Origin of the sequence: Falsiroseomonas sp. E2-1-a20, from assembly GCF_051433195.1 — a bacterium.
In the GTDB taxonomy this organism is placed as follows: domain Bacteria; phylum Pseudomonadota; class Alphaproteobacteria; order Acetobacterales; family Acetobacteraceae; genus Falsiroseomonas.
The window spans coordinates 1-14,467 of record NZ_JBHMFT010000005.1 but is presented as its reverse complement, the minus strand read 5'-3'; the positions used below and the strand labels follow the sequence as shown (position 1 = coordinate 14,467).

Annotated in this window: 14 protein-coding genes and 1 pseudogene; 8 read left to right on the top strand and 7 right to left on the bottom strand. The window is 60.3% G+C overall.

Going from position 1 to position 14,467, the window contains the following annotated elements; translation table 11 throughout:
• The first annotated feature begins 2 nt into the window (after positions 1–2).
• The 3 genes from ACFHPP_RS08060 (at position 3) to ACFHPP_RS08050 (ending at position 2,378) form a co-directional block, all read left to right on the top strand.
• Positions 3–317, top strand: a complete 315-nt coding sequence (locus tag ACFHPP_RS08060) for a hypothetical protein (RefSeq protein ID WP_437162753.1) — start codon at positions 3–5, stop codon at positions 315–317.
• A gap of 85 nt (positions 318–402) precedes the next feature.
• Positions 403–684 carry a hypothetical protein gene (locus tag ACFHPP_RS08055; RefSeq protein ID WP_437162752.1) on the top strand — a complete coding sequence of 94 codons (282 nt, stop codon included), beginning with the start codon at positions 403–405 and terminating at the stop codon, positions 682–684.
• 59 nt (positions 685–743) lie between these two features.
• On the top strand, positions 744–2,378 hold the full coding sequence (locus ACFHPP_RS08050) for a recombinase family protein (RefSeq protein ID WP_437162751.1): 1,635 nt from the start codon (positions 744–746) through the stop codon (positions 2,376–2,378).
• A 768-nt stretch (positions 2,379–3,146) separates the two neighbouring features.
• On the opposite strand, the gene ACFHPP_RS08045 is transcribed toward ACFHPP_RS08050, so the two are convergent.
• Positions 3,147–3,452: a hypothetical protein gene (locus tag ACFHPP_RS08045; RefSeq protein WP_437162750.1), complete on the bottom strand. Its 306-nt coding sequence runs from the start codon at positions 3,450–3,452 to the stop codon at positions 3,147–3,149.
• Positions 3,453–3,800: 348 nt separating this feature from the next.
• On the opposite strand from ACFHPP_RS08045, the pseudogene ACFHPP_RS08040 reads away from it, so the two are divergent.
• A pseudogene (locus tag ACFHPP_RS08040) lies at positions 3,801–3,911 on the top strand (IS5/IS1182 family transposase); the annotation flags it as partial.
• A 199-nt stretch (positions 3,912–4,110) separates the two neighbouring features.
• Here ACFHPP_RS08040 and ACFHPP_RS08035 read toward each other — a convergent pair.
• A complete protein-coding gene (locus ACFHPP_RS08035) occupies positions 4,111–4,668 on the bottom strand; it encodes a hypothetical protein (RefSeq protein ID WP_437162749.1) in 558 nt (185 codons plus the stop codon).
• A 439-nt stretch (positions 4,669–5,107) separates the two neighbouring features.
• On the opposite strand from ACFHPP_RS08035, the gene ACFHPP_RS08030 reads away from it, so the two are divergent.
• From ACFHPP_RS08030 to ACFHPP_RS08015, 4 genes are all read left to right on the top strand, one after another.
• Positions 5,108–5,407, top strand: a complete 300-nt coding sequence (locus ACFHPP_RS08030) for a hypothetical protein (RefSeq protein ID WP_437162748.1) — start codon at positions 5,108–5,110, stop codon at positions 5,405–5,407.
• 114 nt (positions 5,408–5,521) lie between these two features.
• On the top strand, positions 5,522–6,172 hold the full coding sequence (locus tag ACFHPP_RS08025) for a hypothetical protein (RefSeq protein ID WP_437162747.1): 651 nt from the start codon (positions 5,522–5,524) through the stop codon (positions 6,170–6,172).
• 2,753 nt (positions 6,173–8,925) lie between these two features.
• Entirely contained in the window at positions 8,926–9,186 is a 261-nt protein-coding gene (locus ACFHPP_RS08020; protein ID WP_437162746.1) for a hypothetical protein, read from the top strand.
• On the top strand, positions 9,186–9,629 hold the full coding sequence (locus ACFHPP_RS08015; protein WP_437162745.1) for a pYEATS domain-containing protein: 444 nt from the start codon (positions 9,186–9,188) through the stop codon (positions 9,627–9,629). The genes ACFHPP_RS08020 and ACFHPP_RS08015 overlap by 1 nt, the downstream gene beginning before the upstream one ends.
• 108 nt (positions 9,630–9,737) lie before the next feature.
• On the opposite strand, the gene ACFHPP_RS08010 is transcribed toward ACFHPP_RS08015, so the two are convergent.
• The 5 genes from ACFHPP_RS08010 to ACFHPP_RS07990 all read right to left on the bottom strand — a co-directional run.
• On the bottom strand, positions 9,738–10,097 hold the full coding sequence (locus ACFHPP_RS08010) for a hypothetical protein (protein WP_437162744.1): 360 nt from the start codon (positions 10,095–10,097) through the stop codon (positions 9,738–9,740).
• Positions 10,094–10,348 carry a hypothetical protein gene (locus ACFHPP_RS08005; RefSeq protein WP_437162743.1) on the bottom strand — a complete coding sequence of 85 codons (255 nt, stop codon included), beginning with the start codon at positions 10,346–10,348 and terminating at the stop codon, positions 10,094–10,096. Before ACFHPP_RS08005 ends, ACFHPP_RS08010 begins: the two co-directional genes overlap by 4 nt.
• Before the next feature lie 785 nt (positions 10,349–11,133).
• Positions 11,134–12,387 (bottom strand): hypothetical protein, encoded by a 1,254-nt coding sequence (locus ACFHPP_RS08000; protein ID WP_437162742.1) that lies wholly within the window; start codon positions 12,385–12,387, stop codon positions 11,134–11,136.
• 360 nt (positions 12,388–12,747) lie between these two features.
• Positions 12,748–13,800: a hypothetical protein gene (locus ACFHPP_RS07995; RefSeq protein ID WP_437162741.1), complete on the bottom strand. Its 1,053-nt coding sequence runs from the start codon at positions 13,798–13,800 to the stop codon at positions 12,748–12,750.
• Between the two features lie 189 nt (positions 13,801–13,989).
• A partial coding sequence (locus ACFHPP_RS07990; RefSeq protein WP_437162740.1) for a recombinase family protein occupies positions 13,990–14,467 on the bottom strand: 478 nt, incomplete at its 5' end.

Below are 14,467 nucleotides of genomic sequence, written 5' to 3'. Positions count from 1 at the left end.
CCATGCGAATTTTGGGCGCCTCCCTCGCCGTGGTTCTGGCTACGATGCCTGTTGCGGCGCTTTCGCAGCCACTGCGCAGCCTGATCGTTGGCCATCATGCGCAGGTGGTGGTGCCGCCACGGGGCGCGGCGCCACTTCCGGTCGCGCCCCCTCCGCCTGTGATGCCCGCGCCACCGGTTGCCCTGCCGGCCGAAGCGGCCGGGATCGGGCTTTCGGCGGCGCTGCCCGTGCTTCTCCCGGTCGTTGCCGCGGTGCTGCTCGGTGCCGGCTCGCCGGGCTCGGGTGGCGGCAGCAGCGCGCCCGCGAGCACCCGCTGAGCCACGACACCCCGCCGCACCGGTTGGACAGTCCCGAGGCCCTGGGCCATGGTCCGACGGACAACGTCCGGGTGGAATTCGAGGTATGGGATCGCGAGAGGGCGCCATCGCGCGCGCAGTGGACTTCTTCGATGGTGGCGGCTTCGAGCGCCTGCTGACCGATCTGGTGGCTGTGCCGTCCACGTCGCAGGAGGAAGGCTCCGGCCCCGCCCTCTCGGCCTACCTCGATTCGGCGATGCAGCCCTGGCTGGATCGGCTGGGTTTCGTCGTCACGATCTCGCCGAACCCGCTCGCCGGCTTCGGACCGATCCTGACGGCGACACGCGTGGAAGACCCGGCCCGCCCGACTATCCTGCTCTACGGCTAAAACCATGGCATTTGGGAGCGGAGAATAGTAGCAAAGCCAAGCACTTGAGAGGCTGAGCCATGACCGCCCACACCCGCGAGAGCTTGTTCGGTTGCCACTTTATCGGTTACGAGCGGTGGTCCTCCCCCCAGCAGGGCGAGGAGGGGCGGAGCAGCGAAAGCCGCCAGACCGAGGCCACCGACCGGATCGTGGTGGACTTCAAGCTGGTCCCCCATCCCCGCTACAGCAGCTTCCGGGACGCCGGGTTCTCCGCCAGCAAGGGGCACCACAGAACCAAGGGGTCTTTCGGCGACATCCTCCGCATGGCCGAGGCCGGGGACTTCCGGGGCGACCGACCGGTGGTCCTTATCGTCGAAGCCACCGACCGCCTGTTCCGCGAGGGGCTGATGGGCGGGCTTGAGCCCATGTCCATGCTGGTGAACGGCAACGTGGTGGTGGTGACCGGCGACGGGTCTATCTGGGACCGCTCCTCCCTGGATGGCGACAGCAACCATAAGTTCGTCGCCGAGATGAATGCCGCCCGGAGGTATGCCACCCGGCTGGCTGAAATGGCCGTGGGTGCCCACAACAAGCGCCGGGCCAAGCTGCTCGATCCCGCGACCGCCCTCCCCCGGCTGAACGGCAGGACGCCCGGCTGGATGGTCAAGCGGACCAGCCTCTCCCCGGAGGGCTTCTGGCATGACTTGGGGGAGAACGTGTGGGTGATCCGCCGCATCTTCCAGGAATGCCGGGACGGCGCCACGGTGAAGATGATCGCCGCCGGGCTGAACCGCGACGGCATTCCGGTGCTGGGCGACAGAGCCTCCCTCTGGCGGGCCACCAGGGTGGGCGCCATCCTGGCTGACCGACACGTCCTGGGCTTTTACACCCCGACGCGCTGGGTGCCCTCCACGGAGCCTGGGAAGCCGTCCAAGAGGACGAAGGCGGGGCCAGAGGTGCGGGCGTATCCGGCTGCCATCGCGCTGGAAGACTGGTTCGCGGCCCGCGAGGTGCTGGCAGGTAGGCAGTCCCTCCTCCGTGGCCGTTCCGGGAGCAGCATCCCCAACCTGTTCACCGGGCGGACGTACTGCGGCTCCTGTGAGGGCCGCCTGCGGGCTGCGACGGGCGGAAGGAAGGTGGATGGGCGCCGCCCGCGCGACCTCCTGTGTGCCGCCTACGTGGAGAGTGGGACCTGTCAGGATCGGACGCGATACGACATGTGGTCTTTCGAGGTCGCGCTCATGAACCACATCACCAACCTGTCCACCCTGGCACCCCGCTCCCCCACGGCTAACACCTCCAAGCTGCTGGCTGAGAAGGCGACTGCCCTGGCGGAGGTTGATCGGCAGGAACAGATCATGGCCGCACTCCGCCCTTCGCTCCCCCAGCCTTGGGCATTGGATGAGATGGGGAAGGCGGGAAAGGCCATTGATTCCGCCAAGCGTCGCGCCACCGAACTGGCCCTCCTCGCCCAGCATGCCGCCACCGCCACCGACAGGCGGAAGGAGACCATGGCCTTCATGCGGACGAACATCGGCCCGGCCGTCCAGGGAGACGTGTCCGCCCGCGACATGCTCCGGAGCCTGTTGACCAGGGTGGACTTCAAGATCGTCGGGCAAGGCGAGCGGGGCCTTGTGCTTACGGTGGGGGACGTGTCGGTTGAGGTCCCACACAGTGAGGGGGCTCCGCAGTGGCGGGAGAAGGAAGACGCCTAATGGAGATGAAAGAATCGATAGATAGGTGGTGGAAGTAGAAGGGGCCAGTAGGCAGGTCGAGCCTTGGCCTTTCGTTGAAGCTTAAAAAAATCTATATCAATTTACTTCGCAGAAATGGGTGGATAATCTACAGGCCCTCTACTTCCGATCAGTAACGGCCCTATTCACTTCCCGCATCTCATGTTCTGCTTCTAGATTGTCCACCAGCCATCTGCACGGTTGGTCGTTATTGATTCGCCGTCAGCATCAGATCGGCATCCGCGGCCCTCATGGTGAACATTTGCGGCGGTTGAGCAGGAAAAACGCACGTGATCATCGAAAGCAACTCACTCGTCAGTCTGCGGGCTCGTTCGCGGTGAACGGCAGCCGTTGAGCGGACCGGGCGGACCCGGCGAACAGCCCCCCTTGTTGGGGGAAGCGCTGCATCGGTCATGGCATCCGGCTGTATGCGAACAGCCAAAGTACAAGACCATGAAAACGCCCGGGAACTCGCCACTTTTTGGTCGTTTATAGAAAAACATCGCAATCTACATAATAATGAAAAGATAAATGAGAGCCCGACTACGTTGTTGAGGGCGGTATTTTGTGATTCGAACCCCCCACGTTACTTCTCTGGCCCAAGTACGAGTGAAAATGCACTTGAACATTCGCACCATGAACCCCAAATTCGGTGGGATCGTAAACGGGAATACTTTAGGAGGTCGTGGTGCCTAACGCAGCCATCATCACCAGTATTTGGTGCAAATGGGTCCAGGCGCGCCAAGCATCTCAGGCGCCGATCCGTGCCAATGCCGCCGCGGGCACATCTGCCGTCTCGCATTCTGTGACGAGGCCGCTGTGATGGGAGCCCAGCGGGGGCGCGGCTGGCAGGAGGTTGAGCGCGGCCGCGTGGACTTCCGGGTGCCCGCCCGCATCATGCAGGAAATGCCCATCGAGACGATCGTCGCGCAGATCACTGCCCGGGCCAATGCAGAGGTGAGCCGCAAGCTCGGCATCCCGCTGACGGTAGTCGGCGTATGCGCAGTGCGACCCGATCGAGAGAGCCAGCCGACCCAGTTCATGGTGTTCTGTCATCCACCATCACCATTCGAGTGGATGATCAAAGCCAAAGCGTTCGAAGGCTGCCGCGAGGGAACTGTGAGGGCCGACGTTCGCGCGTGGCTACGCCAGAATGCCCGCGGCAGGACGCGGACCGGTTGGCAGTGGCTTCATACGGAACGCCTAACTATCGACGACTGGAGGACGCCCGGTCGATTTACGGTCATTTGGTTTGCTGACCAGAACGACGCGGCCCTGTTTAGGCTGACGTGGTGTTAGTACAGTGACGCGTTCGAAGGGTGCAGAGGCGCGGCGGCGCATGATTTTGGATGCGACGGAGGTCCCGGCATTTCCGTACTGCCCTTCCTGCTGACGCCCACTCAGATGCGCCGCCTCTCGCCGCACTTCCCGCGCCCGCATGGTGTGCCGCGGGTGGATGACCGCCGGGTGACCAGCGGCATCATCTACGTCATCCACCACGGATTGCAGTGGCGCGCCCGGTCCTGGTGCTGCCGACCGAGGAGCAGGCCGGTGACCAGCGCGGCGCCGCCTTGATCCTGCCCCACCTGCCTCCCGCACGAGAACTCAGGGGCGACCACGGCTATGACAGCAGGCGCTTCCGCACCGCCCTGAAGACAAGGCCGTCGCCCACTCGCCGGGCGCTCTCGGGCCAGACGCGGGTGCTCACCGCAGGCTAACGGATGGGCAGAAGCGCGTTGCTCTCCTCAAAGGTGCGCATGACCTTCCCCACATCATAGGGGTGCTCCGTCAGGCTCTCGGGGTCCCACTCGCTCCGCTCCATGGCGAAGAAATCGCCCTCGTAAACATGGATGGCTCCGGTCAGACGGGCGATGGGGTTGGTCACCGAATGGATGACATCCGGCCCCAGGACAGCGCAGTCACGCTCTCGCAATGCCTTGGCACCCGCGGCTTCGACCCGGCCATTGCCGCCCTCGATCTTGCGCCAGAAGATGTTGTCCTCGCAGCCCGTGTAGATGCCGATGACGGCCGTCATACGGTGGTTGTGCGGGAACAGAGTCATCTTTGGACCCCAGATGACGTTGATGATCGTCAAATCCGGAGCATGGTAGAGCTTGTGGATAGCTCCGCGCTGGGGCTCGCCAAGGCTTCGTATGACGCTCCCGGGATCGGAAACCGCTCGTGCGACGACTTCGCGGAGCGCCCGCTGCTTGCCGCGGTCTTCTCCGATGGCGTGACGGCAGTCATGAGTGAATTGGTCGAGGTCGAACATCTCCTGACCCTCCTCTGCACACCTGAAGATTACTCCCGAGAGTTCCCAACTGCCACGAATTCTTACAGCCTGCCGCTGGTTGACTTTTCATGCTAAAATATTCGCAGCGTCGTACTTGCGCCAAAGTGACCGCACGCCTGCTCCCGCGGCGGGTTATTAAATTGATCTCAGAAATAAGGGTTGGAGGTTCGCTAGTCTATTTGAACACAGCCTGCTCCGCCGTCACTTGCTGGTCCGCTAAGAAGCGGCGCCTACTGGGGGCGTGCTTGAGCCCGGGCCAGTCCGGGTCGTTTGACAACCGGATTCGGAACGTCACCGCGGCAGATTCGCGGCTGCGACCGCTCCGGATGAGATGTTCGGATCATGTTTGACTGGCGCTCATCAGCAAGCGCAGCCTCATGGGACAGGTCCATGACGCGGACCAGCGCTGGAGCCGATCATGATCGTTGCGATCGTTCAGTTCGACCTACCCAGTGGAATGACGCTGCACGAGGCCACAGACACAATCTTCGGGCCGTCCGTCGGCAAGTACCGCACCATGCCGGGGCTTATCCGCAAGAACTACCTGTACGGACACGGTAAGGGGGGCGGTGTCTATCTGTGGGATTCGATCGAGTCTGCGGAACGCGCTTACTCGATCGAATGGCGAAGCATGATGGCCGCCCGATTTGGGTCAGAGCCGTCCGTCACATATTTCGAGAGCCCAATCGAGGTTGAGAATTCCGCACAGCCGCACTGAGCGATCTGTTTGGTCTACTCGGCTCCCGCGGACCCTGCCGGGCATTCCGAGCCCTTCTAATCGGTCTCGTTTCGAAGCAGGCTCAGGAGCGACGCACCAGAAGGAACCCCGCCGATGGCCGATCAAGTGCCCTCCCACGCAAAGCGGCAAGACGCCGAGATGGCGATCGCTTTTGTCCGAGAGGAGCTAAACCGTGCGCTCGCCTACAAGAAGCGCTACGATGCAGAGGGGCACAACCTCTGCCTCGCGATCGTCGAGTTGAAGACAGGCGGCAGTGCCGTGATTGCCGCCTATTCAAATGATTCCGCGATTCCTGAGTCGCTTCGGCTGCACCTCAGCCTCGTGCCCGACGTTTACGCATTGATGAAGCCATCGCAGCGCTTTGGCTGTGATGGCATGGCGCAGTTCCACACGGAGCCGAAGCTGCTAAATTTCTTGACGGCAACGCCCAGCATCCGTGAGCAGCCATTTTCTTCCGCAACCCCCGATAGGCCGCCGCGGGTTGGTGGCCAAGCCCTCTACAGAGCGGTGCTCGGAGTTCAGCGGCGACAGGCTACAACAGCGGCAAAACTTCTCCCTCCGCCGGAGATGATGACGACCGTCACTTTGGTCTCGGAAATCGCCTGTTGCCCGACCTGCGTCGCCTACTCCATCAACCGTTTTCGCGGGCGATTTTCTGGAAAGCGACTGGAGACAATCGAACTTGGAAAGCAGGCGGGGCAACCCACGGCCTATAGCGGTATAACAGTGACGAGGCGTTCTTGAACGAATGACTCAAGGGTTGTTTGTGCGCTCGGATATCCGACACGCGCTAGGGTGCGGGCACGAACGTGATTGGTTCATGCGGGAAGTGAGACATGCCGAGGGCGAGCAGCAACCCTCGGTTTAGCTGCGTTACCACCATCAGACGGGAGTACGGTCATGCGCGCCACTGCCGCTTTGATTGCTCTCATGCTCTCCACCACCCCCCTGCACTCCGCGGAGGGTTGGCCGCGCATAGTCGGTCAGTGGCAGGTCGAGCGCGAGGATGGAGGAAACGTCTGTCACGTTCGCAGCCTCGTCCCTGGCCCAAGCTTAGTGCTGACCATGACGACCAAGGTTCCCCTCTCTGTTTCGATCCTCAATCCCCCAGTTCCCAACAATACACTGATTGGCGAGGTATGGCCCATCAGGGTAGGCAGCCGCGGTTTTATGATGCGGGGTCTTTTCGCAACCCATCATCGGGGCGTTGTAGCAATTACTGGGCGAGTTGGGGTCCAGGCTCCAGATGGGGATCGGCCGGTACCTACCCGCGAGTCCCTGGATTTTCTGCACGCACTGCGGGCCTCTGACATCTTAAACGTGCGCCTGCCCGGCGGACAGAATTTTACCATCACAGCAGAGGGAGCAGGAGACGCCATTCGGGTATTTCTGCGTCAGTGCGTGCGGCGCACCATAGCAACCTGAGGGATCATCTAATGAAAGAAGAAAAGCTAGTCGGTGGACCGATACTTTGGGGGTGGATTCTGCGGAGCAGCAGGGTGCCCATAGCGACGTGGATCATGGCCTAGGACACTTCGAGGCGTCGCTTGTAGTCGCGGACGAGGCGCCCCCAGCGGATCATACAGCCGAAGGTGCGCTCCATGACCCGTAAGTTCATAGAGACTCCCGCACGATGCCCCGTTGGCAGCAACTCGTCGCCTATTCAAAAAGGTCAGTTCACCGCGGCACGCGCTCACAGATGGTCAGAGCAATGTATGGAGGTATGACTTCGATTGGTCTGCCTTCCCCTGATGCCTCTGTGCGTCGCGGATGTCGCTCATAATCGCCTCGCGTTGACGCGGCATCTACCGCCCCGACGCTTCGAACTCGCTGATCAGAGCCTACAGTTGGTATGCGGTGATCGTGAGAAGGTAAATGCCTAGCCTCAATACGAATTCTCGTTTGTCCTCCCTGTTCACCTGGGCGCATTCCATCCTCGTTCGTAGATCCGATTAGATACCGGCCCGCAGCCGATGACATTTTCCTCCATCCTGGTGATGGGCAGATGCGATCGTTTACAGCGATAACCGCCCTGCTTGGCAGATCACCCAATCTATCCTGGACAAGAGGAATAAACCTGGAGTCCTCCAATAGGCTGTCTGCGACAACCGCGGGAGCGACTTGGCCAGCAGCAGTTCTGGCGACTCCTTCGGCGTGCTCCTTTGCAAATGCATTGAGGCCCCAGGCGCCTAAAACGCCTAGAATAACCATTGACACGGAAAACCCGCTTCCGACGCCAAGAGCAACAATTTTCCAGACTTGGAGTTTCTGGTAATCGGAAAGGCCCGGCTCCGTTGCTCCTGCCATATTATGCCTCCTTCACGGTGATCAGGTGAGTGCCGATAAGTACAGTCACAATGAACCAGAAAATATCGGTAGGCAACTGAGAAACTCGAAGTATTCACTGCCCGGTTCTTATGGCATGATCGGCGATTAAGGGTCAGTGGAAATCAAGCGGCAGTCGCCCAGCCGGTAGATGTCTTTTGGCGGGCCAGCACTAGGTCAACTCCGTTTTTCGAAAACGAATACTTACGCACTTTTTTTTGGCGGAACGTGAACGGCCGATCGCCCCGCCGCTATCGTCGATTGGCAGCCCGGCATAATGGCACGGCACGTACTCCCTGAACCGTCTTCACGGACCGGAGCCCCCTTGAAAAATAGGAGCCTGCGTTTCTACGAAATAGGATGCTGTTCAGGGTGATGACGATCACAGTCTCGGACATGTCGAACCGTTCCTCGTAATCGTACACGAGGCGCCGCCAGTGGATCGCCCAGCCAAGGGTTCGCTCCACGACCCAACGGAGCGGAATGACATCGAAGCCCGCGGCACCAGCACATTTTCCCACGCTGCATGATGTTGAACGCCCACCGAGTGGCCTCCTCTGATCCGCCGGAAGCCGAGGGTGCTGCGGACAACCTTAATGCAATAGCAGCATCTAAGATTGAGCCTCCAGAACCTTCCCGAATGCGTTGTTGTATCGAATGTGGGCGCAGCATCGAAGTCAGGAAGACGACAATGAATTTCCCTTAGGCCACCTAAACTTTCGGGTTGCAGTCCGCAAGCACTAGCTATTAAGAATCACATAGCTTTATCGTAGTCCCGGTACACATCCGCTAGTGGGGTTGACCAGATGGCAACCGAACCGGCTCCCGTAGGGCGCCCTGGCAAGGCCACCGCCTCGCCGCCACAAGTGCACCCATTGTTGTACTCGCTCATGGCGTTCGGCGTGGGTTTCTTCCTTTTAGGGTCTGCCGTCGTAATTTCTGTCTGGCAGATAAATCTACCCACAACTAGGTTGCTAACCTATTCCGGTGTTGCTGCGCTATTCGCAGCGATAGGGTCAACGGCTGCTGTACAGCTTAAGCTTCCAGCAGGTGGTCAAGTTGGAAGCGCAAGTGGGGCAGCTGCCATCGCGATTTTGTTGTGCAGCTTTGTTGGCGTAGATCCACCTGTACGACTAACGACAAGTTATTATGTTACGTTTAGGAATCTGAACTTGACTGACATTCCGGAAGATCTGGCTGCAACAGTCCGATTGCTGTCGGGTGACGACCAGACATTAGCCGAGCGGAACGTGGTTATCGCTCGCGCCCCCGGTGGGGATGCGCTGAAACTGATCATACGGAATGTTTCAGCAGATAATCGGATCATCATTCGGATGCGTAGCGCGGAGGTGGATAGGATCTGGGAGAGCGCTGCCATGCACCCAAACGAGGGCTTTATGCCGCTCAATGCTCTACAGAGCGGGGGGCAATAATGATGCACCTGAACAACAATCGCGGTGGATACAGCTATCTGGCACCAAGACTAATTTCCAATCTTGCGCTAGCTCCTTGCCTTATGATGTTTCTATTTCCACCGACCTCACTCGTGCGCGCGCAGAACAACGGCATCGCGCCTCTACGCATAGAAAATGTCGCTGTTCCACTAGGGGAATTCCGGTGGAACTGGAAAGCTTATGTTGCTGGACCACCCCAAGAGATAGCGCAAATTGAATGTGTTATTTATACCCTGCACCCAACTTTTGTCGAGCCGGTTCGAAAGATATGCGACAACTCTGATGCTAACTTCCCGTATGCTTTAGATGCGGTCGGTTGGGGTACCTTCAGCTTACGGGCACGGATTGAGTTTAAGAACGGGTCGTCCCGGGAATATGTTCATGCACTAAGTTTTTCACGGCGTCCTTCTAAAAGCCAGTGATGCCCAGGCTACACCGACTGGCTCCTTTTTCTGTCGCAGGCCGCTGTTTCCATCAGTGCCCCTATCAAGTCACCTTTCAGAGGCGGGACGTGTCCGCCGCACCAGCCGCTAGCCCCACGTCCGCCGGAACATGGCGGCCTCCGCCTGATCCGCGAAGCTGAACCGGCGCCCAGTATCGCGGCCCAGGGCGGTGTCTCGGATTGGCGCCACGCTGAACTCGTTCTGGCAGTTCCTCCTGCACCAGAGCCGCCGTCCTTGGAACTCCTCAGCGAACGCCTGATCGAGATCATGGACCGTCAAGCCGTGGCACTCGACGATGTGCGGCATAGCGACCTGCTGCTCAGCGGTTGGATTGTCGATCTCTGGCCAGATGTGCGCCGCGTTGGCGGCGCGTACGGCATCCATGATCTGGCGCATCGAAATCTTGTCTGCGCTTCGGCCCGCGTCAGTGATCTCGTTGTACCTCATGCCTGCGTTGCCGAGCCGCAATCGCCCGCCTCCACGCCGAGTAGCTGTTGGCCCACGATGGCCTGAAGGTCAGCCTGCCCGACCTCGCCAAGCCTGCGGTGCAGGTTTAGCAATGCCGCGGGGCTGCATCGGTCGAACCCGGTGTCGGCCGCATAGTTGGAAGCCATACCGAGAAATTCGGTGGAGAACTGGCGCCCGGACCGCACCAGCCCTCGCTCTCGTGCTGCCTCATATATTCTGCGTGTTGTCATCCCGCGCTCCTGTGTGATTCGTTCATCCCTATTTATCTCAGCAGTCGTTTTGACGACCACTGGCGGATGCTGCGGCCGGTAGACCAGGGTGTTCCATACGTGCTCCGCAGCAGGTTTTAGTCAGCTTTGCCAACTCATCCTGTGGAGATGGTCTTCTTGAAACTGACACCAGACCAGCAGCAAGCCGCCTGCGCGTGCGGCATAACTTTCGTTCCCACAACAGTCATCCAGGTGCAGCGGCTCGCAATGCAGCGGAGCGTCTTCCTCATCGACGAGCCCTTTCTGGCCACGCGCAGCGCTGGCCTCTGGGAGACCTACGGGACGCTGATGCGGGTTACAGAGGAGTATGAGCAGGGCCGCCAGCGGCGTCCTGAGCGGGTTTCAGGGCTCACCGGCAAAGCTGCACCCGCGGCGCCGCGCGAACCTGCGCTGCAAGTCCCTGTCGAGGAGGTGGTCGGTCCTATCACAGTGGTCCCTGCTCAGCAGCAGGAGGCCATCCAAGACACGCCCAGACGCAGGGGCGGTGCTCGCGGTGGAACCAAGCCCGCACCGGAAGCCAGCCGCACCGTTGTCAGCAGAGAGGCGCCTTTACCGACTGTCGCTGCGATCGCAAAGAACCCACTCCCAATCTCCCAGATCGACCTCGTGGCGGCCGCTGCGGTAGTAGGCGTCGAGTCAGACCGCGCCACTCGTCGCCCGCGTATCAGGCAGACACAGCCGCCGCGGTGGACCACGGCCGGAAAGGCGCGGCGCGGCAGGCTTAAGCAGCGGGATTATCACGCTGATCAGAGAGGATCGACGTAGAAAGCCACACCTTCGTATTTGAACGATGCTGAGTTAGCCAATATATAATCTCGTTCGGCTTCAGAAGCCGTAAAAAAATGACTCTGCTTCTGCGCGTCATAGAATCGGTGAAGCTCAACTTTCGATCCATCATTGACGGTGTGTGCCTGGAAACTGACGCCTACTAATTCATATTGCGGAAGCACTTTCTGTATGTAATCCCGCTCAGCTTCCGATGCTGTGTAGAAATGCGAGCTAACTTGGGCATTGTAGAAGTGGAAGATGTCGCTTGATGGGGTTCCGGCGCCTGCTACTCGGAATGCAAAGCCCTCGTGATTGAACGCGGGAAGTTGATCGCGGATGTAATTAGCTTCCGCATTTGACGCAGTGAGAAAGTGGGTGCCGTTGAGTGTGTTGTAAAAGCGGTGGACGATACCGGTAACGCCTGCCGCTTCTTCAATCCAGACGCCGCCGTCAGCGAACAGCAAATGCTCGACCGAAGAAAGCGTGTCTTGCCCCTCGGGTCCTATAACCTCATATCTTTGACCAAAGAAATTATCAAAGGTGACGCTGTATTCGGACCGAGGGTGCAAGTAAACCGCTGCATCTACTCCACCTCCACCAATCAATGCGTCGTTTCCTCCCAAGCCCCAGAACATGTTCGGATCATTGTTGCCGAGAAAAGTATCGCGTAATTGGGTACCTGCGATCCCCTCGATCTCTAATATCCTGATTGCGTCTCCCCAGTAGTCAATAACCTCGTTGCTCTGTATGTAGAGGTAGCGGCTGGCCGCGATGGTCGAGTCAGTTAGATTTGCTATTATACCGCGGTCGAAGCTGCTTTGGGGCTGAATGTACGTGAAATCGGCTACATCAAAACCTGCCCCACCCACGAGCGTGTCCCAGCCACCATTGCCCCGAATCCAGTTGTCACCGTCGTCACCAACAATGACATCGCTAAAAGCGGTGCCGTGAACCTGCTCGATAGTGCTGTGGCCCGGACCAGCCAAAGCGATTGTGTCAGTCCAAGCCCCATCTTTGCGACCTATGCCATCTCGAAGATTTATCCGAACTGGCTCACCCAGTCCGCTGTAGCTCAGGATGTCATAGCCACCACCGCCGTCGATATGATCATTTCCGAGGCTGCCGATGATGCGGTCATCGTCGCCAGTAGAATCGGGCAGCATACTAGACGAGCCGCCCAATTCGGCTGGACGAACCGTGTCATCGCTGGCGGTGGTGATGATCTCGACCATTTCGTCCTCCCACGGAGGTAGCGAGCCGCAACAGTCTGCGCCGCTCTTACCTTTTATTCAAGCAAAAGCCGAGGAAGGGCGCCGATGGATGTTGCAGCGATATTCCGGCGCTATGTCTGTGGCAGTAGCGGTTCTGGACGCAGCCGATGCTTGGTCAGGTAACTCGGCGACTGGAGCCCCTCACTGGCACGCCTCTCCGGGCAGTCGCGGTCGGACCGGCTTGTTCGACGACACGAGGGGCATTTTGCCAACATGAACTCTCGCGACTGCAACTTGCCAGCGGCCAAGAGCCGCGGGACGTGCGCACGACATCCGAGTTTCGAGGTTGGGGTTCTTCCCCCGCGCGCCGACGAATTGGCATTATGCTGCCATGCCATCGAGACCATCATCTTCGTCACCGGCAACCTCATCGCCGTCGCTGCGGTTGCGCCGATGCGCCTCTTGTTCGAGCCGCCCCCATGCCGTCTGCGGGTCAACAGTGACGACCCTCAGACCTTGGGCTTCCAGACTCGCCACAAGCGCCATCTCCACAGGTTTTGGGATGGGCGCATTTGCCGGTCCGACGATCTGTTCGAGGTGCAGAACGCCCGCCGCCACGCGGTTGAGTGCGGCCAGCAGAGGAGGATTATCTGCTGTGACGAAGGTGGTGGTGCCGTCAAGCAGACCGAGATGGTACTGGGTTGCGCTCCACTGCGGCAACGCGACGCAGTTCTTGAAGGCCGTCGCCACGCGCTGCAACTCGCCTGTGTTAGTGAGGAGGCGGAACGGCAGCGGCACGGTGAAGCCAGGACCGGGAGCTTCAATCCGTTCAAGCGCGGCGCGAATGCGCCGGGCGACCGCTCGTAGTCCCGCTCCGTGAGGGAGCGTGAGGTCGCCGTCGCGCAGCGCTCCGTGAGAGCGTAGAAGCGAGACGAGGCAATCGATCCCAGCGCAAAGATACCGATCCTCACGCAGCCCGACTTGGAGTGCTGCGACGGCCGGGTCCATCTGCGACAGCGCCTCGAAGAAACCGAGGCGTGCCTCATTGATTGGACCGCCTGCGAGCAGTGCGGCTGCATGGGTACCGGAAGCGGTTACCGAGAGCCGCTGATAGAACTCCTTGCCATGCAGTCGGTCGCCTGCGCGGTCCAGGGCTCGGTAAAGCTGAGCGGGACAACCGGGCATCGCCAGCCGGAGTAAATCACGCGGATCGGTCTCGTCGATCAGAACCGCAACAGCACTGTCCGATCCTGCGGCGTCCGACGCGAGATGCAGAAAGGCACCGCAGGCGTGGATGGCCCGAGGCGGTGCGAAGATAAGCTTGCTTGTCAGTGAAGGCCGGGTGCGCAGCAACCTCCCGACCCGCGAGGCGAGGTTACCGAAGACTGACAAGACTGGCGCGCGCTCATCAGGAGGGGTGCTGCTGTTGTCCATCCTATCGGCATACCCGAAAACTGGTATTTGCCAAGGAAACTAGACCGCAAGCGAGCGCCGTTGCTCGACGTGAACCGCCTGTGGATGCTCCGGCCATGCCTAACCTGACGGCCTATGATTTTTCCGCGGATCGGTGCCACTCGGCGCCATCGAGACAAGGACGGCCATGCGGTCGGCCTTCCTGAGCGGTCAGGCCGCCGCGACAGGCCCAGCCGTTGACGCCATCTCTCGCCGCACTGCTGAGACCTTTGCGGCGCTGACTTTCAGCGCGCGGGCGGTCTCACGCACGCCGCGGCCATCAGCGATCGCTTGGCGGATGCGTTCGATTCTGATCGGCGGCATAGGGGGGCGGCCGAGACGCTTGTTCGCTGAGCGAGCCCGATCCAGCCCGGCCATCACCCTGTCGCGAATCATCGACCGCTCGAACTCCGCGAACACGCCGAGCATGCCAAACAGCATCCGGCCCGCGGGTGTACCGGTATCGATCGCCTGCTGGTGGAGGTATAGGTCCACGCCCGGGGTCTGTAGCTCGCCCAGCACTCCGAGGAGATCAGGCAGTGACCGGCCAAGGCGGCAGACCGACCATGATGCTACGGTATCGTACTGACCGCGGGTCACGCCCTTGAGAAGCGCATCGAGGCCGGGCCGCTTGTCGCGCCCCCGGGCT

Excerpts from the sequence above, each read along its gene's own strand:
- ACFHPP_RS08060 (WP_437162753.1), top strand. The coding sequence starts at position 3 with ATGCGAATTTTGGGCGCCTCCCTCGCCGTGGTTCTGGCTACGATGCCT.
- ACFHPP_RS08055 (WP_437162752.1), top strand. The coding sequence starts at position 403 with ATGGGATCGCGAGAGGGCGCCATCGCGCGCGCAGTGGACTTCTTCGAT.
- ACFHPP_RS08050 (WP_437162751.1), top strand. The coding sequence starts at position 744 with ATGACCGCCCACACCCGCGAGAGCTTGTTCGGTTGCCACTTTATCGGT.
- ACFHPP_RS08045 (WP_437162750.1), bottom strand. The coding sequence starts at position 3,452 with ATGACAGAACACCATGAACTGGGTCGGCTGGCTCTCTCGATCGGGTCG.
- ACFHPP_RS08035 (WP_437162749.1), bottom strand. The coding sequence starts at position 4,668 with ATGTTCGACCTCGACCAATTCACTCATGACTGCCGTCACGCCATCGGA.
- ACFHPP_RS08030 (WP_437162748.1), top strand. The coding sequence starts at position 5,108 with ATGATCGTTGCGATCGTTCAGTTCGACCTACCCAGTGGAATGACGCTG.
- ACFHPP_RS08025 (WP_437162747.1), top strand. The coding sequence starts at position 5,522 with ATGGCCGATCAAGTGCCCTCCCACGCAAAGCGGCAAGACGCCGAGATG.
- ACFHPP_RS08015 (WP_437162745.1), top strand. The coding sequence starts at position 9,186 with ATGATGCACCTGAACAACAATCGCGGTGGATACAGCTATCTGGCACCA.
- ACFHPP_RS08010 (WP_437162744.1), bottom strand. The coding sequence starts at position 10,097 with ATGAGGTACAACGAGATCACTGACGCGGGCCGAAGCGCAGACAAGATT.
- ACFHPP_RS08005 (WP_437162743.1), bottom strand. The coding sequence starts at position 10,348 with ATGACAACACGCAGAATATATGAGGCAGCACGAGAGCGAGGGCTGGTG.
- ACFHPP_RS08000 (WP_437162742.1), bottom strand. The coding sequence starts at position 12,387 with ATGGTCGAGATCATCACCACCGCCAGCGATGACACGGTTCGTCCAGCC.
- ACFHPP_RS07995 (WP_437162741.1), bottom strand. The coding sequence starts at position 13,800 with ATGGACAACAGCAGCACCCCTCCTGATGAGCGCGCGCCAGTCTTGTCA.